Source organism: Micromonospora sp. DT178 (assembly GCF_049841695.1).
Lineage (GTDB): Bacteria > Actinomycetota > Actinomycetes > Mycobacteriales > Micromonosporaceae > Micromonospora.
Map to the genome: position 1 here is coordinate 752860 of NZ_JBNCKV010000001.1, position 21891 is coordinate 774750.

The 21891-nt window shown below is 72.3% G+C and carries 16 protein-coding genes, 2 tRNA genes and 2 pseudogenes; 12 read left to right on the top strand and 8 right to left on the bottom strand.

From position 1 onward, the window contains the following. Positions 1-12: 12 nt before the first annotated feature. The 4 genes from ACLQ22_RS03525 to ACLQ22_RS03540 are packed head-to-tail and all read right to left on the bottom strand — an operon-like array spanning position 13 to position 3028. Positions 13-1176, bottom strand: coding sequence for a hypothetical protein (locus ACLQ22_RS03525; protein ID WP_425691026.1), 1164 nt, complete (start codon positions 1174-1176; stop codon positions 13-15). After that, positions 1173-1889, bottom strand: a complete 717-nt coding sequence (locus ACLQ22_RS03530; protein WP_425691027.1) for a DsbA family protein — start codon at positions 1887-1889, stop codon at positions 1173-1175. Before ACLQ22_RS03530 ends, ACLQ22_RS03525 begins: the two co-directional genes overlap by 4 nt. Further along, on the bottom strand, positions 1882-2406 hold the full coding sequence (locus tag ACLQ22_RS03535) for a MauE/DoxX family redox-associated membrane protein (RefSeq protein ID WP_425691028.1): 525 nt from the start codon (positions 2404-2406) through the stop codon (positions 1882-1884). The genes ACLQ22_RS03530 and ACLQ22_RS03535 overlap by 8 nt, the downstream gene beginning before the upstream one ends. Positions 2407-2437: 31 nt before the next feature. Then, the gene (locus tag ACLQ22_RS03540) at positions 2438-3028 is read right to left on the bottom strand and encodes a sigma-70 family RNA polymerase sigma factor (RefSeq protein WP_425691029.1); all 591 of its coding nucleotides are present in this window, start codon (positions 3026-3028) and stop codon (positions 2438-2440) included. Positions 3029-3135: 107 nt separating this feature from the next. On the opposite strand from ACLQ22_RS03540, the gene ACLQ22_RS03545 reads away from it, so the two are divergent. From ACLQ22_RS03545 to ACLQ22_RS03560, 4 genes are all read left to right on the top strand, one after another. Then, a complete protein-coding gene (locus tag ACLQ22_RS03545) occupies positions 3136-3780 on the top strand; it encodes a zf-HC2 domain-containing protein (RefSeq protein WP_121396306.1) in 645 nt (214 codons plus the stop codon). A gap of 141 nt (positions 3781-3921) precedes the next feature. Continuing rightward, positions 3922-5586: a copper resistance CopC/CopD family protein gene (locus ACLQ22_RS03550; RefSeq protein WP_425691073.1), complete on the top strand. Its 1665-nt coding sequence runs from the start codon at positions 3922-3924 to the stop codon at positions 5584-5586. Between the two features lie 16 nt (positions 5587-5602). Next, entirely contained in the window at positions 5603-6331 is a 729-nt protein-coding gene (locus ACLQ22_RS03555) for a YcnI family protein (RefSeq protein WP_425691030.1), read from the top strand. Between the two features lie 140 nt (positions 6332-6471). Next, positions 6472-7530, top strand: a complete 1059-nt coding sequence (locus tag ACLQ22_RS03560; protein WP_425691031.1) for a hypothetical protein — start codon at positions 6472-6474, stop codon at positions 7528-7530. Positions 7531-7707: 177 nt separating this feature from the next. On the opposite strand, the gene ACLQ22_RS03565 is transcribed toward ACLQ22_RS03560, so the two are convergent. Beyond that, positions 7708-8976, bottom strand: a complete 1269-nt coding sequence (locus tag ACLQ22_RS03565; protein ID WP_425691032.1) for a glycosyltransferase family 87 protein — start codon at positions 8974-8976, stop codon at positions 7708-7710. 76 nt (positions 8977-9052) lie between these two features. Here ACLQ22_RS03565 and orn point away from each other — a divergent pair, with 76 nt between their 5' ends. Both orn and ACLQ22_RS03575 read left to right on the top strand, forming a co-directional pair. Beyond that, positions 9053-9643, top strand: a complete 591-nt coding sequence (gene orn, locus ACLQ22_RS03570; protein ID WP_366640405.1) for an oligoribonuclease — start codon at positions 9053-9055, stop codon at positions 9641-9643. Positions 9644-9768: 125 nt separating this feature from the next. Beyond that, a tRNA-His gene (locus tag ACLQ22_RS03575) sits at positions 9769-9841 on the top strand. Between the two features lie 50 nt (positions 9842-9891). On the opposite strand, the gene ACLQ22_RS03580 is transcribed toward ACLQ22_RS03575, so the two are convergent. Then, positions 9892-11187, bottom strand: a complete 1296-nt coding sequence (locus ACLQ22_RS03580) for an Ig-like domain-containing protein (protein ID WP_425691033.1) — start codon at positions 11185-11187, stop codon at positions 9892-9894. A 301-nt stretch (positions 11188-11488) separates the two neighbouring features. Then, on the bottom strand, positions 11489-12766 hold the full coding sequence (locus tag ACLQ22_RS03585; protein WP_425691074.1) for an Ig-like domain-containing protein: 1278 nt from the start codon (positions 12764-12766) through the stop codon (positions 11489-11491). A 187-nt stretch (positions 12767-12953) separates the two neighbouring features. On the opposite strand from ACLQ22_RS03585, the gene ACLQ22_RS03590 reads away from it, so the two are divergent. The 4 genes and pseudogenes from ACLQ22_RS03590 to ACLQ22_RS03605 all read left to right on the top strand — a co-directional run bounded on the left by ACLQ22_RS03590 (position 12954) and on the right by ACLQ22_RS03605 (position 16047). Continuing rightward, positions 12954-13029: transfer RNA gene (locus ACLQ22_RS03590), tRNA-Lys, on the top strand. 359 nt (positions 13030-13388) lie between these two features. Then, the gene (locus ACLQ22_RS03595) at positions 13389-14051 is read left to right on the top strand and encodes a pentapeptide repeat-containing protein (protein WP_425691034.1); all 663 of its coding nucleotides are present in this window, start codon (positions 13389-13391) and stop codon (positions 14049-14051) included. Positions 14052-14065: 14 nt separating this feature from the next. Then, positions 14066-14634: pseudogene (locus ACLQ22_RS03600) on the top strand (kinase). A 522-nt stretch (positions 14635-15156) separates the two neighbouring features. Continuing rightward, positions 15157-16047 (top strand): bile acid:sodium symporter family protein, encoded by an 891-nt coding sequence (locus tag ACLQ22_RS03605; RefSeq protein ID WP_425691035.1) that lies wholly within the window; start codon positions 15157-15159, stop codon positions 16045-16047. 36 nt (positions 16048-16083) lie between these two features. On the opposite strand, the pseudogene ACLQ22_RS03610 reads toward ACLQ22_RS03605, so the two are convergent. Continuing rightward, positions 16084-16263: pseudogene (locus tag ACLQ22_RS03610) on the bottom strand (VOC family protein); the annotation flags it as partial. An 810-nt stretch (positions 16264-17073) separates the two neighbouring features. Here ACLQ22_RS03610 and ACLQ22_RS03615 point away from each other — a divergent pair. Together ACLQ22_RS03615 and ACLQ22_RS03620 are read left to right on the top strand one after the other, a co-directional pair. Continuing rightward, positions 17074-17424, top strand: coding sequence for a CU044_2847 family protein (locus ACLQ22_RS03615; RefSeq protein ID WP_366640375.1), 351 nt, complete (start codon positions 17074-17076; stop codon positions 17422-17424). After that, positions 17421-21797 (top strand): trypsin-like peptidase domain-containing protein, encoded by a 4377-nt coding sequence (locus tag ACLQ22_RS03620; RefSeq protein ID WP_425691036.1) that lies wholly within the window; start codon positions 17421-17423, stop codon positions 21795-21797. Before ACLQ22_RS03615 ends, ACLQ22_RS03620 begins: the two co-directional genes overlap by 4 nt. Positions 21798-21891 lie beyond the last annotated feature (94 nt).

Genomic DNA, 21891 nt, shown 5'->3' on the forward strand with positions numbered 1-21891 from the left:
TCGATCATGCACTCACGATGCCCGATCTGGTCCGTTCTGCTCTGTTTCGTCACCCAGCACAACTCCATGATCGACGCGCGGAGCGGGGGGCGGGGACGGGGGTGGGGAGGGAGCCGGGGGAGAGGGGCGGGCGGCGTGGAGGCGGAGGGCGCCGGCCGCGGTGGCGCCGGCGCCGGCGACGATGACCAGGGCGACCAGGATCCTCGCCGTCGTCGCCGACCAGGGCACGGGGGCGACGGCGCGGGCGAAGACGGCGGCGTTGGCCACCCCGGCGAAGAGCGCCAGGCAGGCCCCGGCCAGCGCCAGCGCGAAGTCGGCGGCCGGCCGGCGGGCCACCGCGAAGACCCCCGCGGCGACGGCGCCGAGCCCGGTCAGCAGCGCCCAGACCTGCCCGCCGAGCAGGCCGGTCAGCACCCCGCCCACGCCCCGCGCGCCGGCGTCCACCTCGCGGCCCACGGTGAACACCACCGCGGCCACCCCGCCGAGGACCAGCAGCCCGCCGAGCCCGGCCAGCGCCCGCGCGCCCGGCCCGGAGCGGGCCGGCAACAGCCCGAGCGCCCCCACGGCCAGCAGCCCGACCGTGGCGGCCACCCACCAGACGTACGCGTCCGGCGGCGGCACCCAGTCGAGGGTGCCGCGGATCTCCCCCGTCTCGGTGCCGGCGCGCAGCGGCACCGTCCAGTCCCGCACCCGGTGCTCCCGGTCGGGGGCGGCACGCACCTGCGGTGGCGGTGCCGACTCCCGCCAGAGCGCCCGCTGGTCGTGCCAGCGCACCGTGGCGGAGTCGTCGACGCGCCGCCAGTCCGGTGCGGCGGCGGGGTCGGCCTCGGCCGGCAGCCGCGTGTCCCCGGCGATGGTCCGGTTCAGGTACGTGGCGGGGGAGCGGGCGTTCTCGTACACGCCGTCGGGGCCGACCCGCAGGTAGGGCTCGCCGGAGTAGCCGAGCACCTCGACCGCGCGGTCGCCGGTGTTGGTCAGCTCCAGCCGCGCGCCCGCCTCGATCACCCGTACGCTCAGCCCGGGGCGGGCCGGGGCGACGGCGGTCACCTCGGTGCGGTAGTCGGTGCCGTCGGGGGCGTCCGCGCCGTGCGCGGCGGCCGGGGCGGCGAACGCGACCGTCGCGGTCAGGGTGCCGGCGAGCACCAGGCCGGCGCGGGTCACCAGGTCGCGGATCACCTGCCGGCCGCCTCCACCGCCGACTTGATCCCCTCGGGGCTGCGGTCGGCGATCTCCTCGCCGTCGACCAGGATCGTCGGGGTGCCGGTGACGTTGGCCTTGCTGGCCTCCTCCGTCACGTGCTCGGTCCACGGCTTGAAGGTGCCCTCCCGCAGGCACGAGGCGAAGCCGTCCCGGTCGAGGCCGGTGCCCGCCGCGATGTCGACCAGTTCCTCGTCGCTGAGCCCCGCGCCGCCCTCCGGCGGCTGCCGGTCGAACAGCGCCTTGGCGTACTCCCGGTACCGGCCGCCCTCCGCCGCGCAGCCGGAGGCGGCCGAGGACCGGGTCGAGTACTGGGTGCTGGAGAAGCGGTTCAGGTACGCCACCGGGTGGTAGACGACCCGGACCTTGCCCTCGCTGATCAGCTGGTCGAGGGTCGGGCCGCTGGCCTGCTCGAACTGCTTGCAGGCCGGGCAGAGGAAGTCCTCGTAGATGTCGATGGTGACCGGGCCCGAGCCGGCGACGACCCCGGTGCCGGCCTCGTTCGAGCCGGTCGGCGGGGTGAAGTCGTCGGAGCGCTGGCTGGAGTAGACGCTCCAGCCGATCAGGCCGGCGACGACCAGGACGGTCACGGCGGCCACGGAGACCCAGAGCGTCCGCTTGCGTCGCCGCTCCCGGGCCAGCTGCTCGCGGACCACCCGGGCGGAGCCCTTCTGCCCCTTGCGACTACTCATCCTCGTCCTCCACGGATGTGTCCCCCGCCAGCCAGCCGTCCACGGAGACGGGGGTGCGGGGCCAGATCAGCAGGAACCCGGCCAGCGCCAGGAATCCCAGGTCCCGGAGGATCTCCGGGAGGTAGCTCGGGGTCTGGCCCTCGGCGAGCTCCCCGCCGGCGCCGAAGCAGCCGCAGTCGATGGCCAGGCCCCGGCTCCAGGCCGAGACGATGCCGACGATGAAGACCACCAGCAGCGCTGCGGAGACCCCGGCGGAGAGCCGGGTGGCCAGGCCGAGGAGCAGCAGCACGCCCAGCGTCAGCTCGACGAAGGGCAGCGCCGCGCCGATCACCGTGGCGAGGTCGTACGGCATCACCTGGTACGCGTTGACGGCGCGGCCGGAGGCGGCGAGGTCACCGACCTTGCTGGCGCCGGCGACCAGCCACACGGCGGCCAGGCCCAGCCGGACGGCGACGCCGAGCCAGGGACGGACGGCGGGCCAGCGGGCGACCCGGGTGTGCGGTGCGGTCACGATCATTGGTCGTCCCGTCCCCGGCGGAAGTTCCCGGTCATCCGGCGAGGGCGTCGCCGACCGCCTCGACGAGGTCGTTTCGGGCCCGGGCCACCCGGGAGCGGATGGTGCCCACGGGCACCCCCTCCACGGCGGCGGCCTCGGCGTACGACAGGCCGAGCAGCTGGGTGAGCACGAACGCCGCGCGTCGCTCGGCGGGCAGGCGGCGGACCAGGTCGGCGGCACCGAGCTGACCGGCGGGGTCCGGGTGCGACCGGTCGGCCCAGGCGTCGGCGACGAGCCGCTCGCCGAGCCGGCGGCGACGCACGACGGTGCGCAGGTGGTCGGCGCAGGCCCGGCGGGCGATGCCCAGCAGCCAGGTGCGCGCGCTGGAGCGGCCCTCGAACGCCGGCAGCGCCCGGAACGCCCGCAGGTAGGTGTCCTGGGTCAGGTCGTCGGCGCTGTCCGGATCGACCAGCGCGGCGGTGAAGCGCCACACCTCGGCCTGGGTCAGCCGGACGAAGGCGGCCTGGGCCACGGGGTCGCCGTCGCGGGCGGCCAGCGCCCACTCGGTCGCCGACTCCCGCGCAGCGACGCCCGCGTCACCGGTCGGACTGGCGGCGGAGGTCTCGCGCGGGGCGGGGATCACGACAGTCCAGGTTACGCGGCGGGGCCGGGCCGGGGAGGGTCCTTCGGCCCTTCCATGGCCTGCGCCACCCCGGGAACCAAACCGGTGCGTCGCGCGACTACCCGCACATGACATGCGACGACGTACGCGCGGCGCTGTCGGCGCGGCTGGACGGCGAGGACCCGCTGGCGGCGCCGGCGGTGCTGGACGCGCACGCGGAGAGCTGCCCCGGCTGCCGGGCCTGGCTGACCCGTGCCGAGCAGGTCACCCGGCTGGTCCGGGTGCAGGCGGTGGCGGTGCCCGACCTGACCGCGTCGGTGCTGGCGGCGGTCGCCGCCGACCCGCTGGCGGCCGGGCGCACCCGGGCGGCGGCCAGGGCGGCCCGCCGCCAGGTGCTGCGGGTGGCGGTCGCGGTGGCCGCGGTCGCCCAGCTGGCGATCGCCCTGCCGGTGCTGCTGGCCGGGCTGGGCGTGACCGTCGACCCGCACACCAGTCGCGAGATGGCCTCCTTCGACGTGGCGCTGGCCGTCGGCTTCGCGCTGGCCGCGTGGCGGCCCGAGCGCGCCCGGGCGTTCGTGCCGGTGGCGCTGGTGCTGGCGGTCTGCCTGGCCGGCACCAGCGCGGTGGACATCGCCAACTCGACGACCGCGCTGGTGCACGAGGTCGGGCACCTGGCCGCCGTGGTGCAGGCGGCGCTGCTGTGGGCGCTGGGACGGGTCAGCGACGAACCGGACCGCCGGCCGTCGACCGCACTCCTGGCCCGCCATGGCTGACGTGGCGCCGGCCGGACGGGTTCCGGCGGCGCCGGGCGTGGCCGGAGTCGCGCGGGGCGGGCGGGTCCCGGCGACGCCGGGCATGGTCGGAGTTGCGCCGGGCATGGTCGGAGTCGCGCCGGGCGGGTCGGATTCGAGAGCATTGCCGGCATGAGTGTCGCCAACCGCCGCCGGATCGCCCGGCTGATCGCCACCGCCGGCCTGCTGGTCACCGTCGTCGCCCTGCTGATCGCCCCCGCCAGCCCCGCCAGCGCGCACGCGGTGCTGGTGAGCAGCAGCCCGATCGCCTCGGCCGTGGTGTCGAACGGGCCGGCGGAGGTCGTGCTCACGTTCAGCGAGTCCGTGCGGAAGGTGCCCGGCAAGATCCGGGTGATCGCGCCGGACGGCTCCCGCGCCGACCGCGGCGAACCGACCTTCGAGGGCACCGTGGTCACCGTCCCGGTCGACCCGGCCGGGGCGCGCGGCACCTACCTGGTCAGCTACCGGGTGATCTCCGCCGACAGCCACCCCGTCTCGGGCGCGTTCACCTACTCCGTCGGCGCGCCCTCGACGCCCCCGGTCGACAGCGGGGACGACAGCCGGGCCGACCCGTTCGTCGGCAACGCGGTCAAGGTCGCCAAGTACGCCGGCTACGCCGGCCTGCTGCTGCTCGTGGGCCCGGCGCTGGTGCTCGCCGCCCTCTGGCCCCGGCGGCTGTCCCGGCGCGGTCCGGCCCGCCTGGCCTGGACGGGACTCGGCCTGCTGGCGGTCTCCACGGTGGCGAACCTCCTGCTCCAGGTGCCCTACACCGCCGGCGGCGGCGTGTTCGACGTCACCGGCGAGGGGCTGAGCGACGTACTGGGCAGCTCCTTCGGCGCGGCGCACCTGGTCCGGCTGGGGCTGTTGGCCGCGGCGGCGTTCCTGCTCCGGCCCCTGATGGCGGGGCCGGTCGAGCGGAGCGACCTGGTCATCCTGGGCGTGATCGGGGCGGCGGCGCTGGTGACCTGGCCGCTGGCCGGGCACCCGGCCGCCTCGCCCGCCCCGGCGGTCTCCGTGGTCGTCGACGCCGTCCACCTGGGCGGCATGGCGGTCTGGATGGGCGGGCTGGTGATGCTCGCCGCCTTCCTGCTGCCCCGGGCCGACGAGCGGGAGCTGGGCGCGATCCTGCCGATCTGGTCGCGCTGGGCGGCGCTGGCCGTCTCGGCGCTGCTGCTCGCCGGCACCGTGCAGGCGCTGATCGAGGTGGCCACCCCCCGCGCGCTCGTCGACACCTTCTACGGGCGGCTGGTGCTGGGCAAGATCGGGCTCTTCGTGCTGGTGATCGCGGTGGCCGCGTACTCCCGGCACCTGGTGCGCCGGCGCGCCGCGGCCGGCCGGCCGACGTCGATGCGGCGGGCGGTCTGGGCGGAGCTGGCGATCACGGCGGTGGTCCTCGGCCTGTCCGCCGTCCTGGTGCAGACCACCCCGGCCCGCACCGCCGGCGCCGACGTGGCGGGCGCGAGGGGCGGCTTCTTCTCCACGACGCTGTCCAGCCCGAACTTCTCGGTCCAGGTCGAGCTGGACCCGGCCGAGCGGGGCAACAACACCGTGCACTTCTACGCGTACACGAAGGACAACCGGCCCCAGCCGGTGGTGGAGTGGCGGGCCACGGTCGCCCTGCCGGCAGCGGGGATCGAGCCGATCCAGGTCCCGCTGCTGCCGTTGACCGACAACCACGCCACCGGCGAGATCAACTTCCCGGCGTCGGGGGAGTGGCAGTTGCGCATCACCGTCCGCACGTCGGACATCGACCAGGCCACGGTGACCGCCACCGTGCCGATCAGGTAACAGGAAGGCTCGCACCATGATCCGTCACCGGCGTACCGCAAGCGCCGCCGCAGCCCTGGCGCTCGGCGCCGTCGCCACCGCCGTCCTCGGCTTCGCGGCGCCCGCCTCGGCCCACGTCACGGTCAACCCGCAGGAGGCGACCCAGGGCGGCTACGGCCGGTTCGCCTTCCGGGTGCCGAACGAGAGCGACACGGCCTCCACCACCAAGGTGGAGGTGGTGCTGCCGGAGAACGCGCCCGTCGGCTCCGTGTCGACCATGCCGGTGCCCGGCTGGACGGTGGCGGTGCAGAAGCGCAAGGTGGACCCGCCGGTCGAGGTGCACGGCAGCCAGCTCAGCGAGGTTGTCTCCAAGATCACCTGGACGGCCAGCGGCAACGCGGGGGTCAAGCCGGGCGAGTTCCAGGAGTTCCCGGTCTCGATGGGGCCGCTGCCGCAGGTCGAGACGATGGTCTTCAAGGCCCTGCAGACCTACTCCGACGGCAACGTGCAGCGGTGGATCGAGGAGCCGCTCCCCGGCGGCGAGGAGCCGGAGAGCCCCGCCCCGGTGCTCGCCCTCACGGCGGGCTCGCCGTCGGCCGCCCCCACCGGCGCCGCCGCGCCGCAGGCCGACGACGATGACGACGCCGAGAGCGACGGTGTGGCCACCGGGCTCGCGGTCGCCGGCCTGGTCGCCGGCGTGGGCGGCCTGGTGCTCGGCGGGCTCGCGTTCGCGCGTACGCGGCGGGCGCCGACGTCGCGGGAGTGACCCGGTCGTACCCTCGCCGGCCCGTCGGACCATCCGGCGGGCCGGCTGCTTTCCGGGCCCGTGCCGTGGATATCCGCTGATGAGTCGCCCCGCGTCGGTAAGGTCGGCCGGGTATCCGGCTACGGAGGGGGACGAGGCGAATGCGGTTCGTGCGGGTGCTCACCGCCATGCTGCTGCTGACGGTCGGGATCACGGCGCTGCTCGGCGGCGGGGCGCTCACGCTGCTCGCCCGGCAGGCCGACCCGGGTGGCGCCTTCAGCGCCCGGTTCGAGACCGTGCAGACCCCGGGGCACGCGATGGTCGTCCGGGACGTCGACGAGCTGCTGCGGGCCGAGGCGCCGTTCGCGCGCGCCGGGCAGGCCCGGCTCCGGCTGGACGCGCGGACGCCCGACGGCCCGGCCTTCGTCGGGCTGGCCCCCGCCGACGAGGTGCGTCGCTGGCTCGACCCGGTCCCGCACGCCGAGGTGCGCCGGGTGGCGCTGGCCCGGGGGCCGCTGCCGGTCCGGCTGCAGCCCGCCGGTCCCGCGCCGTCCGCTGGTCCCGCGCCGTCCGCCGGTCCCGCGCCGTCCGCCGGTGCCGCGCCGATCGGCCAGCCCTTCTGGGTACGCGAGGGGATCGGCGCACTGGAGTGGACCCCGGCGGAGCTGGCCGACCGGCGGCTGAGCCTGGTGGTGATGCGTCCCGACGGGCGGGCCGACCTGAGCCTGGAACTGCGCGCGGGGCTGCGCGCCGGCTGGACCGCCCCGGCGACCGCCGGGCTGCTGGCCGGCGGGGTGCTGGCGGTGGCGCTGGCCCTGCTCCTGCTGCGCCCGGTCCGCCCCCGCGAGGTGGTCTTCGTGGTCGAGCCCGACCAGGTGCCGGTGCTCGCCGGCCGCCTCGGGGTGACCTCGCTCAGCGGCCTCGGCGCGCAGCCGACCCGGGACACCGACCGGTCCCGGGCCGCCGGGCGTCAGCTCGCCTCGGTCGGCGCCACTCCCGCAGGGGCCCGGCCGGCGATCGGGCCGGTGCCCGCCCGCCGCCCCGCGACGCTCGCCGACCTCGCCGGAGGCGACCCGGCGCCCCGGCCGCCCGAGGTGAACCTCACGCTGGCCTGGCCGCCCGTCGCCCCCGAGGAGACGGCCGACCCGGTCGCCGCGGCGGACCGCCTCCGCCCCGCCGCTCCCGACGCCGGCCGGCAGCCGCCCGACGACTCCCGCTGACCCCGCGTCCCCTCCCTGGCCCGCCAGCTGGCGGGCCAGGGAGGCGACGATCGCCCTGGCTGGCCCGGACGGCGAACGGCCCTCCGCGCTGCCGACGCGGAGGGCCGCCCTCACCGGGGGATCGGTGCTACCCGAGAGACGCCTGAGTAGTTGCGACCAGATTAGCGATGAAGGGCGCTACTTGGGAAGACTGTCCATTTGGCGCGACTTGCGGCCCTCCCGTCGCACCGGCAGGGTCACCAGCAGCAGCAGGCTCAGCAGCACGTACGTGTTGCGCACCAGGAACTCGCCCGGCGAGTCCGTACGCACCGGGGCGATGCCCCAGTCGTGGAAGGTCACCACCCCGTACACGATGAGGGCGGAGGTGCCGACGGCGAGCGCCGCCAGCCGACGTCGCCGACGGGCGCCCTCGCCGGTCGTGGGGTCGGCGCTCAGCGCCGCGTCCGTCAGCACCACCACCGCCGGGATGAACCAGTAGATGTGGTGGGTCCAGGTGATGGGGCTGACCAGCGAGCCGACCAGGCCGGTCAGGGCGAGGCCGGTCAGCGTGTCCCCCGCGCGGGCGGCCCGCGCGGCGCGCCACAGCCCGTACCCGGCGACGGCCGCCACCAGCAGCAGCCAGAGCAGCTGGTGGGGCTTCTCCGGCGCGGTGATGCGGCTGAGCAGGCCGAACAGCGACTGGTTGCCGGTGTAGTCGGTGCGGCCGACCCGGTCGGTCGCCCACAGCTCGTGGGTCCAGAACCGCCACGAGTCGCGCGGCGCGACCGCCGCGGCCAACAGGGTCGCGGCGGCGGCCGTCACGCTCGCCACCGCCGCTGCCCGCCACCGGCGGGTGACCAGCAGGTAGACGATGAAGATGCCCGGGAAGAGCTTGAGCGCCGTCGCCAGCCCGACGCCCACGCCGGCCCACCGGCTCGCCCGGGGTACGGCGAAGAGCAGGTCCGCCAGGATCAGCACGACCAGCAGCATGTTGATCTGACCGAAGGTGATCGTCTCGCGGGTGCTCTCGACGGCCAGCACCAGCAGGACCGCCACGGTGAGGCTGAACACACGGGGCAGCCCGTGCCGGGCGATCACCGGCGCGAGCAGCCACCGGGTGGTGACCACCACCGCCAGTCCCGTCAGGACCGTGAAGATCGCCACGGTGGCGCCCAGCGGCAGCAGTGCGAACGGGCGCAGCAGCAGCGCGCTGAACGGCGGGTAGGTGAAGTAGAGCTCGCCCTGCACCCGGTCGGGCTGCACGTAGTCGTAGAGCGGGTTCCCGGCCGCCCACCAGTCCATCGCCCGCATGTAGATCTTCAGGTCGAAGAAGTCGTGCACCAGGCCGGGCAGGTAGAGCGCCGGCAGCACGGCGGCCAGCGCCAGCAGGGTGACGAGCCGACGGACCGTACGGCCGCCGGGATCGTCGTCGGTGACGGCGGGCGGTGCGGCGGGTTCGGCTGGCACGGAGGAAACCCTAGCGGTCACCGCGCGCCCCGGTGCGCGGGCGCGCGGCCGGGTGGGCTGCGCGTAGGCTGTCCCGGTGGCTGATCTTCTCGTCTGGATCGACTGTGAGATGACCGGGTTGGACCTCGGCAGGGACAAGCTGATCGAGGTCGCCGCGCTCGTCACGGATCCCGACCTCAACGTGCTCGGGGACGGCGTCGACGTGGTGATCCACGCCGACGAGGCGGCGCTGGAGGCGATGCCCGAGATCGTGGCGACGATGCACGCCAAGTCGGGGCTGACCGACGAGGTCCGGCGCTCGACGGTGACCCTCGCCGAGGCCGAGGAGATGGTCCTGGACTACGTGGCCGCCCACGTGAAGGACCCGCGCACCGCCCCGCTGTGCGGCAACTCGATCGCCACCGACCGGGGCTTCATCACCCGGGACATGCCCCGCCTTGACGCGCACCTGCACTACCGGATGATCGACGTCTCGTCGATCAAGGAGCTGTGCCGCCGCTGGTACCCCCGGGTGTACTTCGGCCAGCCCCAGAAGGGGCTCGCGCACCGGGCCCTGGCCGACATCCGGGAGAGCATCCGGGAGCTGGAGTACTACCGGCGGACCGTCTTCGTGCCCCTGCCCGGGCCGGACGTGGAGACCGCCAAGGCAATAGCAGCCGGACTCTGAGCCGCCGGGCACAACCCGCTCGGCGGAACCCGCTGGACGCGGCGGGCGGGGGTGGGGCTATTATTGGTCCGCACCCCGCCCGGGGCGATCGACCGGGCGCGGATCCATCGGGTGTGAACGGCATGGTGGCTGTAGCTCAGTTGGCAGAGCACCGGGTTGTGGTCCCGGTTGTCGTGGGTTCAATTCCCATCAGTCACCCGTTGACCGAAGGCCCCCTCCTCGCGGAGGGGGCCTTCGGCGTTCCGGGCTCAGGCGGTCGGGGTGGCCGTGGGCTCGCCGGTCTCCTCCGGGGCGGCCTCGGTCGGCGGCTCGTACGGCAGGGCGCTGCCCTTGACGTACTGCTCCCAGCTCATGTTCCAGTCGGTCCAGCCGTTGCCGTTCTGGAGCTTCCGCTCCGTGCCCTTGACGGTGATCGGGTCGCCGACGCGGGTGTTGGTGAACAGCCAGGCGCCGTTGGCCATGGAGACGTTCACGCAGCCGTGCGAGACGTTCACCCGGCCCTGCTGCCCCTCCGACCAGGGCGCGGCGTGGATGAACTCGCCGCCCCAGGTCAGCCGCTGGGCGTAGTCGATCTTGGTGCGGTAGCCCTCCTCGGGGCCCAGCTCCTCGAAGGTGTCGAAGACCGTCTTGCGCAGCTTCTCGATGACCACCATGGTGCCGCTGGAGGACGGGGTGCTCTTCTTGCCGAGGCTGACCGGGATGGTCTTGATCACAGAGCCGTCCTTCGTGACGGTCATCCGCTTGGTCTTGTTGTCCACCGTCATGACCACCGCCGGGCCCACCTTGATGCCGACGCTGAGGTCCGCCCGGCCGTACCAGCCGTCGCCCAGCGGCAGGCCGCCAGCCTGGACCCGGTAGGAGACCGTGCTGTTCGCCTGCCAGAACTCCTTCGGGCGGTAGCGGATCTCGGTCGGGCTGACCCAGTGCCAGATGCCTTCCTGCGCCGGCGAGGACGTGACCTTCATCCGGCTCTGCACGTCGTCGCGGTAGTCCTCCGGGACGGCCCGGCTGAACTTCACGATCAGCGGCATGCCGACGCCGACGACCTGGTCATCACCCAGGAAGCTGCTGATCCGGACCTGCTTGCCGGGCTTCGCCATGGTGGTGAAGGTGCTGGTCGCCGTGGCCGGCCGGCCGTCGTCGCCGGTAGCGGTCACCGTCGCGGTGTACGTCTCGCCGTACTTCAGCGCGCCGGCGGGCAGCCAGCTCTTCCCGTCGGCCTCCAGCTCACCCTCGACGGCCGCGCCGGCGGAGTCCTTCAGCTCGACGCTGGTCTCCTCGGCCTCCGTCGCCGTGAAGGTGATGCCGGTCGACGCGGGCACGTCCTTCGCGTCGGCCTTGGGCTCGACGATGGTGGCCGCCGCCTTCGGCGCGGCGGGCTGGTCGTCGCCGTTCTGCCAGCCCGAGGGCTTGCCCCCGCCACCGTCGGTGCAGGCGGAGGCCAGCGCGAGCGTCACGGCGAGCACCGCCGCCGCGAACCCGCGGCGTCGGCCACCCCGCCGGTCGCCTCCGCGCCGGATCAGCTGGTCCTGGACAGCTCGCATGATTCCCTCACAGTCGTGGTCCCCGGTTGCCCATCGTCCCTCACTGACGCACAGACACAGGTACCCGTTCCGCAAGGTGAACCGAAACACGCGGCGCGAGATGTCCGAATGTTGATAAGATCCGGGGCTTTGTCGAGGCCCGCTCGCCTTTCCCGACCCGCCGTACGGGCCCGGCGGCGCGGGCGCGGGTTCCTGGGGGCGTCGCCGGCATCGCGGGCCCCGACGGCGTCGCGGGCGGGCCACGAAGACGGCGACCGGCCCGCGGGCGCGGGCCGGTCGCCGGATCGTCGGTACGGGTGCCTCAGAAGGCCGACCCCTCGCCTGCCTCGGGCACCGGCACGGCGCTGCCCTTGACGAAGTCGGACCAGCTCAGGCTCCACGCCGTCCAGCCGTTGCCCGGCGCCAGCCTGCGCTCGGTGCCCTTGATGGTGATCGGGTCGCCCACCTTGGTCTTCCCGAACAGCCACCGGGCGTTCGCCATCGAGACGTTGACGCAGCCGTGCGAGACGTTCTGCCGGCCCTGCACGTGCTCCGACCAGGGCGCCGCGTGGATGTACTCGCCGCCCCAGGTGAGCCGCTGGGCGAAGTCGATCTCCGTGACGTAGCGGTTCGCCGGGTCCGGATCGTCGCGGGTGTCGAAGACCGTGGACTCCTTCTTCTCCATCACGACCATCGTGCCGCTGGAGGAGGGGGTCTTCTTCTTGCCCAGGCTCACCGGCAGGGTGCGGACCACCTGGCCGTCCTCGTACACCGTCATCTTCTTGGTGGCGTTGTCCACCTTCATCTCGAACGCCCGGCCGATCTTCGCGGTCGCCGTACGGTCGACGTTGCCGTAGCGGCCGTTGCTCAGCGGGATGCCGGCCAGCGCGATCCGGACGGTGAGCGTGGTGCCGGGCTTCCAGTATTCCGGCGCGCGGTAGTAGGCCTGGGTGCCGTTCTCCACCCAGTGCCAGGCGCCCGGCTGCGGCGGATCGGTTTGCACGAACATGCGCTTCTGCACCGCCGCCCGGTCCTTCTTCGGGATCCCCGGGTGGAACTCGGTGACCACCGGCATCGCCACGCCGTAGGTCTTGTCGTCGAAGAGGTAGAGGCCGGAGCTGATCATCGACTTGGGCTTCGCCATCGTCGTGAAGGTGCTCGTGCCCTGGCTGGTCACCCCGTCGGGGCCGGTGGCGGTGACCGTGGCCGTGTAACGGGTGCCGTACTTGAGGGGCTTCGAGGGCACCCAGGACGAGCCGTCGGCGCGCAGGCGCCCCTCGACCTGACCGCCGTTGGCGGTGGTCAGCGTGACGCTGGACACCTTCCCGCCGCCGGGCACCTCGGCGCTGATCTCGGAGCTGACCGGCCGGTTCTTCCCCCCGTCGGCCGGGCTCACCGTCAGCGGCGGACCGCTCGGCGCGGCCGGCGTGCCGGGGTCGGCCGCCGTGCCCGCCGCCCCCGGTGTGGCGGACGTGGCCGGCGCGGTGCCGCCGACGAACTCCGCCTGCTTCTTCTGCTCCGCGTCGCAGCCCGTCAGAGCCAGCGACGCCACCAGGCCGAGGGCGCCCACCATCGCCCCGGCCCGCGCGAACATGCCCATCCCCACCTCTGTTCTCGCGTACCTGGCGCACATCGTGCCGCATGGTCGCCCGATGTCCGCCCCCTGACGTCGTCCGCCTGGTGATTTTGCCCCTGAATGCCCGGTAAGCTCGGCCGAAGGGGGGAGCCGGGGATCGGATTGGAACCCCCCTCGGGGGGCGTGCTAATGTTCTCCCCGTTGCCAGCGAGCGCCGCTAGCTCAACTGGCAGAGCAGCGGACTCTTAATCCGCGGGTTCGGGGTTCGAGTCCCTGGCGGCGCACCAGCAATAAAGGCTCTGGCCTGGTGGTTTCCACCCGGCCGGAGCCTTTTTCGTGTCCGTGGCGATGGCTGGGTGCTCGCCGGGTGCTCGGGAGCGGTTGGACGGTTCCGGTAAGCCATGGACGCGGTGCCGTGATCGTGGACACAAGCTATCCAGCCGGTGGGCGGTGCGCGTTCCGGCAGCCGGATGCCGGCGGAGACGTCGGCCGTCCGTGGGGTTTCCATGGCCGATATTTGGCTCTGGCCCCTTCCGGGGCGTGGCGTCCAATGGATCCTGCGGGAGGATCCACGCCGTGGATGTCCCCGACGCGACGGGACGCCCGGGGGGCGTGCCCGCCCCGCGCCCACACAGGTTGAGGACACATGCGTACCACCACGATCGGCGACGTGAAGGTCCTGCTGCCGGACCTCGAACCGGACGACCTCGACACCACGTCGGACCTGGACGGCGGCCTTACCGAGGCCCTCGTCGAGGGTGCGGCGTGGCACGGCTCGCACCTGGAGGACGTCAGCATCCGCAGCAGCCTGATCACCGGCGTGGACCTGAGCGAGAGCACCTGGGAAGCCGGCAGCCTCTACGGCTGTGAGATCACCCGCACCGACTTCTCCGGCGCGACCCTGACCGGCATCACCATCGAACGCTGCGCGATCACCGGCTCCCGGTTCACCGGCACCAGACTCACCGACGTACGCCTCAAGGACGTCCTGTTCGACGGATGCCGCTTCGACTACGCCACCCTCCACCGCGTCACCGCCGCCGGCTCGGTCGCGTTCACCGACTGCACTCTCGCCAACGGTGCGTGGTCCTCCTGCCGCCTACCGCGCATCGCACTGCGGTCATGTGACCTCGCCGACCTGGAACTGGACTCCTGCCACCTCGACGGCACCGACCTGCGGGGCAGCCGCCTCCACGGCCTCAAGACGCCGCTGGACAACCTGCGCGGAGTCTGCCTCGGCGAGGACCAACTTCGTGACCTCACTCAGCTGACCGTCGCCGCCCTCAACCTCACCGTCCGCAGCAACTGAGCCGAGGAGGCATCGTGCTCGCTGAACCCACTGGCAGCCCGGACACGATCCTCGTCTGCATCCGGGGCAACTCCGGCTCGGGCAAGAGCAGCATTGCCCGCGAGCTACGACGCCGGCACGGCCGGGGCTGCGCCCTTGTCGAGCAGGACTACCTACGCCGCATCCTGCTGCGCGAGCGGGACAAGCCCGGCGGCGCGGCACCGGCGTTGATCGGGCAGACCGTTCGGTTCGCGCTGGACCACGGCTACCACGTGGTGCTGGAGGGCATCATGCACAGCAGCCGCCACCGAAGCATGCTGACCTCCCTGCGGGACGGTCACCGAGGGCGGTCCCTGTTCTGCTACCTCGATGTGTCCCTGGCCGAGACCCTGCGCCGGCATCTCACCCGCCCGCAGGCCACTGAGTTCACGGCCGAGCACATGAGCGGCTGGTACGCCGCCTATGACGTCCTGGGCTGGCCCGACGAACTCGTCCTCCCCGAGACCACCACCCTGGTCGACGCCGTCGAGGCCCTCGCCGCTGCCGTCGGGCTACCCAGACCGGACGCGACGACGACCTGCTTCCGAGCGTTCCGTCCCCGTAGAGCAGCCAAAGCCGGCTAACGGTGTCGCCGTTCCGGCGCACCGTTCGCCAACGCCGGCCCCGAGTGGTCAGACAGCCCGTCAAGCACGGCGACTGCGAGGGCATGGAGCTCGCCCTACCACGCCCGCATGAGCCAGCTCTCAATGACAGTGAAGTCGCGCTCGGTCAGCCCGCGACATGGATCGACCCGATGCAGCAGACTTCGACGAGCAACCACTCAGCAACCAGCAGATCGATGAACTGAGCGAGTTCTCCGGGCTGCTGAAACAACTTCTCTGGTCTCGTCGCGGCTCCAGGGAGGCCGTGACTCGGGCCGGGCGGCGTACCGGTCGAGGCGTTGCGGGGAGGGTTGCCCCACCCGGCGCCGCTACCGGCTCGCCGGCTGGCCGACCGGTGGAACCGGCTCGGCTCGGAGACCGTGAACCCCGAAGCACCGCCGGGCGCGCTGCCCCGCTCGGGGCGCTATCGAGAACCAGCGATACGGACGATGTCGACAGGCCGCGTCGACCAGCACAATCCGCGAATGGACTCCTGGTTGACGACGGTCGGGTTGCCGGTCGCGCTCGGCATCGTCATGCTCGGCCTCGGGCTGGGCCTCACCATCGGTGACTTTCGGCGGGTGGCGGCGTACCCGAGGCTGGTGCTCGTCGCCCTCGGCTGCCAGGTGCTGCTGCTGCCGGCGCTCTGCTTCGGTCTGGTCCTACTCTTCGGGCTCAGGCCCGAGCTGGCCGTCGGCATGATGCTGCTCGCCGCCTCACCCGGCGGAACCACCGCCAACCTCTACAGCCATCTCTTCGGCGGCCACGTCGCCGTCAACGTCACGCTCACCGCGGTCAACTCGGTGCTCGCCGTGTTCACCCTGCCCGTGGTGGTGAACCTGTCGGCGGATCACTTCCTGGGCGGCGCGGCGCCGATCGGGCTCCAATTCGGCAAGGTGCTCCAGGTCTTCGCGATCGTGCTGGTGCCGGTCGCCCTCGGAATGGCCCTGCGGTCGCGCTTCCCCGGGTTCGCCGACCGACTCGGCCGGCCGGTGAAGATCCTCTCGGTGGTGGTGCTGGTCGCGGTGATTCTCGGGACGGTGCTCAAGGAACGGGCCAATCTCGCCGACTACTTCCTCGCGGTCGGCGCGGTGGTGCTGGCCTTCAACGTGATCAGCCTGCTGGTCGGGTACGGCGTGCCGAGGCTGGTCGGGGTCGGCCGGCGCGAGTCGATCGCGGCCGGCATGGAGGTCGGTATCCACAACAGCACGTTGGCCATCACTATCGCCATCAGCCCGGCGTTGCTGAACAGCACCGAGATCGCGGTCCCGGCCGCCGTCTACGGCATCGTCATGTTCTTCACCGCCGCCGTCTTCGGCTACCTGGTCAGCCGGGGACGTAGCCCGGTCGAGGCCGGCAGGGGCCGGACTGCGTGAGCCGGACACCGGCGAGGTGGTCGTTTGGGCCGCTCAGTCGAGGCAGAACTCGTTGCCCTGACGGTCGGCCGGGAGCGCGCGAACTCTTCCGAACTGGGGAAAGGAACCCCTTCGAGGGCGGCGGTACGACGTATCCCAGGACCTCCACCAGAAGCGGGCGACGCGCTCCGGGGCGGCGCAGTCGAAGGCGATCTGAAACTGCTTCACCGATGTCATCCGTCCCCGTGGAGCAGCCAAAGCCGGCTACCGGTGTCGCCGATCCGGCGCACCGTTCGCCAACGCCGGTCCCGCGTGGTCAGACAGCCCTCAAGCACGGCGACTGTGACGGCATGGAGCTCGCCCTACCACGCCAGCTCTCATTGACAGTGAGGTCGCGCTCGGTCAGCCCGCGACGTGAGGTCAACTACAGACCCGCTGTGTGCTTTGCCGGCGTTATTGCGCTCGTCTCTTCGGTTGATTCACTGAACAGTGATCTCCAGAATCCGTCCCAAGACCACGATCAGGAGGGTGCGGGCACTCGACGGGGTCCGTCGGCGTCTCATTCGGCAGTCCATCCGGCATCCGATGTCGGTGTAGATGATCCTGGTGGCCGTCCGCGGCGACGGGTACCCATCACTTTGCGTGATGGGCGATCGAAATGGCTATGAGCGGTTGATGTTCGGCGGGGTCATCAGGACATGGGTGACCGTGCGGCCGTACGGCGGCTGTCGTCGCGACAAAGGCCTACGCCGCGTTGTAGCAACTGTGGTACCCGGGCACGCTGGCGACTGACCGAACGATTACTGGTGCGGTCTGGGCTCGTCCTCAGCTGACCCAGCTGTGACCTCCGGCTTGCGGCGGTCGATTCCAGAAGCTGCCCGGCTTTCGGATGGTGACACTCGCATTGCGACTAGCACCTGGGAGGGGCTGGGCAGGGTCCGCCGCAGGGCCTGCGACCCGGAAAGATCCGGTCGGCCTCTCGGATTCTTGCGTCCATCGACAATGCTAGCTTCGGACACTCGGTGGTCATCGGAGGGATCTGATCAAGTGGCGTTCTATGTTGAAGTACCCCTGCCCGACGGCTCGGTCGTGCTCGCTGAAGTGACCGAGCAGGTGGAAGGAGTTGTTTCAGCAGGTCGAGCAAGCGACGTCGTAGGTCGCGTGACCGAGTCATTCGAGGAGTCCTTCGCCCGATTCCGCACGATGGCCGCCGGGGTGGCCCGGCAGGCATGGAACCAGGCCCACCCGCCCGAGCGGGTGGCCATCGAGTTGGGTGTCAAAGTGACTGCCAAGGGCAAGCTGGTGTTGGCCGAGACCGGAGTCGAGGGACAGCTGAAGGTCCTCTTCGAGTGGCAACGTAGCGGGGTCACGCCGGGGGGATCGGCTGACGACGAGTGAGCCGGTCCCCATCAGAGCAAGATCGCCTGCCCACGCTCGACGGTGTTTCCGCGTATCCGCTGCGTGCGTCGATCGTCCGTATCCTCGACGCGGACAGGAACGGCGTAGGACTCGGTCTACTGGTCGGTCCCCGCGAGGTGGTGACGTGCGCCCATGTCGTAGCTCGAGCCCTGGGGCTGGCGGAACGGTTTCCCGAGGCGTCGGCCTCTTTGCCTGACGCCCCGGTGCTCCTGGAGTTCCCGCTCCTTGCCAAGGACCGTATTCTCACCGCTCGGGTCGAGATCTGGCAGCCGATCGCCGAAGACGAATCAGGCGACGTAGCGGGACTGCGACTGTACGGCGCCCTGCCCGAGGGCGCCCATCCCACACCGTTGGCTCGCTCGGCCGGGGTCATTGGCCACGGATTCGTGGCCTACGGCAGCTCCGCGCGGGACACGGTGGGCATCGGCACCTGGGTCGTCGGCGAGATCCGGGGTGTCGTCCGGCACGGCTGGCTTCAACTCGCACCCGACGCCACCGCGGACGCACCGCGGGTGGAGCCCGGGTTCAGCGGCACGCCGCTCTGGGACCGCCATCGTGGCCAGGTTGTGGGCCTGGTGCGCGCGGTACGGCGACACCGGGGTGTGGCGGTCGAGGGATTCGCTCTGCCTGCCGACACGGTGCTCACCGCATGGCCACTTCTGGCCGACCGCGTCCGCGCCGCCTGTCCGTTCCGGATGCTCACACCGTTCGACGAATCCGATGCCGGCAACTTCCACGGACGCGAACGCTTGATCGACCGGACCGTCGCGGCCATCGTGGCCGGTCGCGTCTGCATAGTGAGCGGCGCGTCCGGAGCCGGCAAGACGTCACTGCTGCACGCGGGCATCCTGCCTTCCCTACGCAGGCGGGACGGTTACCTTCCGGTCGTGGTTCGCCCGGCGGCCCGCAGCGATCCATGGCTGGCGCTCGCGTCGGCGATGGAGCGACTGGTCGCCCCCCAGCGGGAGCCGGCGGAAGCGCTGGAGGCGGAGGGCAGAGTCGCCGCGTTACTCAGGGACGCGCCGCCCGAGGATTACGTCCACGGGCTGCTCGACCGACTCCAGTACCGCTGCCTGGTTCTCATCATCGACCAGTTCGAGGAGTTGTCGGCGGCGGATCCGACCACCGCCCGACGCTTCCTCGCCATGCTGGTGCGACTGGCCGAGGTCGGCGCGTCCCAGCGACCGCCGGACGTCCGGCTGGTCATCGCCTCCCGCACGGATGTGCTGGCCGACCTCACCGGCACGTCCCCCGACGGTGACAGCTCCGCTGCCGGGGAAGGGCTCACCCGGGTGGCGACCACTGTCATCGACGTGACCCCCATGGACACCGAGGAACTGCACCGGGTCGTGACCGAGCCGGTGCGCGCCGCCGGGACGGTGCGATACGAGCCGGCACTGGCGGAGCGGATCATCGCCGACCTGCGCGACCAGCCGTACTGTCTTCCGGTACTCCAGGCCACCCTGACGTACCTGTGGGAACGGCAGACCGCCGACGGACTGCTCACCCACGAGGCATACCAGCAGAGTCAGCAGGGCGCTGGCCCGATCGCCCAGCACCTGGACGAGGTGTGGAGCCGTGACCTCGGTCCGCAGGAGCGCGAGCAGACGAGGCGCCTCGCTCTGCACCTGGCCCTGCCGCTCGAGGACGGTGGGCACGCCCGCCGCATCGCCCACCGCGACGAACTCGACCGTACCCAGTGGGAGCTGGCCCAGGTGCTGGCCACCACCCGGATGCTGGTGCTGCGCGTCGCGGTGGACGGCAACGAGACAGTGGAATTCACCCACGACGCCCTGATGGCCCAGTGGCCCCGCCTGGCCGGGTGGCTGACCGAATCGCGGGAGCTGCTCCGGTGGCGCAGCGACGTGCGCCACCGGGTCCTCGCCTGGGCCGGTGGCGCCGACGACCAACCCGCGTTGCTCGAAGGCAGCGAGCTCCGGCGGGCCGAGGCGCTGATGAACGCGAACCACGGCGACCTCAGCGTGCCGGAGCGGGAGTTCGTCATGGCGAGCAGCCGCCTACGCCGCACCGCCCGGGTGGTGACGGCCGCGGTTCTCACGGTCGTCCTGGTGCTGCTGTCCGGCGTGGTCGCCTCCACCGGCCTGTGGTGGTGGCGGGACCGGACGAGCAAGCAGCAGGCTGCCGTCGCGGCGGCCCACGGGCTTCTGGAACGCGCGTCGTTCGCTCAGGGCGGGCGTACCGGCGCGCTGGTGGCGGCTGACGCGTTCACCCGGGCGGACACACCCAGGACCCGGCAAGCTCTGGCGGAGGCCTACCGCAGCTACCGGTACGTACGGTCGGTGTCGCCGTCTGCGCGAAGCTGGCGTTCCGGCCACGAGATGCTCACCACCAGCGCCAACCAGGAGGCCCAGCTGGCCTATGACGGCGGCAAGGGCGGAGTCGAGGTGTGGCGGCTGGACACCCTGACCGCCGGCCACCCGCCCCGGGCCGTCGTCCTGCCCACGACGGCCAGGGCCGCTGCCATCAGCGGCGACGGACGCACCGTCGCGACCCTGACCGACAACGTCATGACCCTGTGGGACGCGACCAACGGGAAGCCGGTTGCCCGGCGTCCGCTGGCCCGGCCGGTGGCGGACCTCTTCACCGACCGGCCGGTTCGGCTCGCACTCGACCACACCGGCACCAGTCTGGGATACGTCGTGGGCGACATAGCCGGAGTGATCGACACTGCCACCGGCGCCGACCGGGGCGAGCGTTCGCGCCTGCCGGTAAAGCCGCAGTTCCGGCACGGTGCGTCGCTCCGCCTCGGTCCGGACGGCCGCCTCGGCGTCGTCACGTACGACGACAAGAACAGCATCCGTCACGGACTGTTCCGGCCGTCCCGAGGGCCGGTGGTCCCGATGGCAGCCGGCACCCAGGTCGTCGGCTCCCTTCCGGACCGCCCCGAGCTCGTGCTGTGCCGTCCGCGCAACGGGCTCGGCGGCGCGGCCCAGCGGGTGGACTATCTGCTGCTGAACCTGGAGACGGGCCGTGAGCGGCCCCTGCTCGCCGACGTACCCCGATCGGCGGACCGGGGCCACTGCGCCTACGCCGCGGTGGACCTGGCCCGAGGCTTCACCGCCCTTCTCGAGAACGGGCCGTTCGAGGAGGACGGCCAGCGTTCGCGCCTACTGGATGAGGCTGTCGAGATCTGGGACCACCGCGCCCGCCGTCAGGTCGCCTCGTTCCCCGCACCCTCCAGCTACTTCGACGGGCCCGACTCCCTGCTCCGGCTGCAAGCCACCCCGGATGGCAGCGGCGTGTTGACCGTGGACGGTCCCGGCGGGATCGCGGTGCTGGAGCTTCCCGCGGTCGACTCTGTCGACTTCGCGCTGGCCGCCGCCCGGGCTGCGGCGTACGACCCGACGGACACTTTCGTCGTGGTGCAGGGACAGGACGGATCGCTGAGCGCGTGGGACAGAGGGACCGGCCGGCGACGGGCAGTGAGCACCGAGCGGGTGACGCCGGGCTGGACCACGGGTTGGCAGCTGCACAACTCACTCGCCTTCAACCGCGACGGCACCCTGGTGGCCACCCCAGCGACCGCACCTGGCTCGCTTGCGGTGTGGGAGACCCGGACGATGCGGCGACTGGCGACGATCGCCGTGCCGCAATGCGCCGCCAGGACCGCGCTGTCCGGTCACCTACCCTCACTGGACTGGGCGTATTCCGCGGCAACACTGGTGGTCACCTGCAATGCAACGACCTCGGTGTGGGACGCCCGCACCGGCGCGCCACGCGGTGGACCGTTCCGCATCGCGGACAGCTACGTACTTGCGGTGCCCCATCCGACGCGGCCGGTGTTGTTCGTCCTGACGGGACCGGACAACTTCATCGAAACCTGGAGCCTCGCCACCGGCCGCCGAGAAGGTGGCTGGCAGCCGCTCCCCGAGGATCGGGGGCGGTCGGTCTACGGCCTGGCCCTGCACCCGGACGGGAGCCGCCTGGCGATCACCTACAGCGACGGCCCGCTACTTCTGCAGAGCACGGACGGCGGCCGGGAGGCCCAACGCTTCGAGGCGAACGGGACCAACCCGCACTGGTTGGCGATGCCGGGCCGCATCGCGCTGTCCACCGGGGCAGGTCTCGTGGTGCAGCGCACCGAGCCCGCGACGGTCATGGACAGGCTACGTGGCAACGGAGCGGCACAGGTCGTCCTGCCGGTGGCGGGTACCGCCGTACAGCTCTCCCCGAAGGGTGGGGAGCTGCTCGTGTCCTACGAGAATGCCGGGTGGGGACGCGTCAGCACCGATCCCCTCAGTTGGCACGAACAGGTGTGCCGGGCACACGGCGGGGCGACCGAGGTCGACCGGGAGGAGCTCGACTCGGTCGGTGCCGGTTCGCCCTGTTGACCGACGGCCTGCCTGCCGACGCCACCTGAATCGACTTGTGGGGTCGACCCGCAAACAAACCCTCAGGCGTGCCGGGCGGTGCCCGACCGCCCTG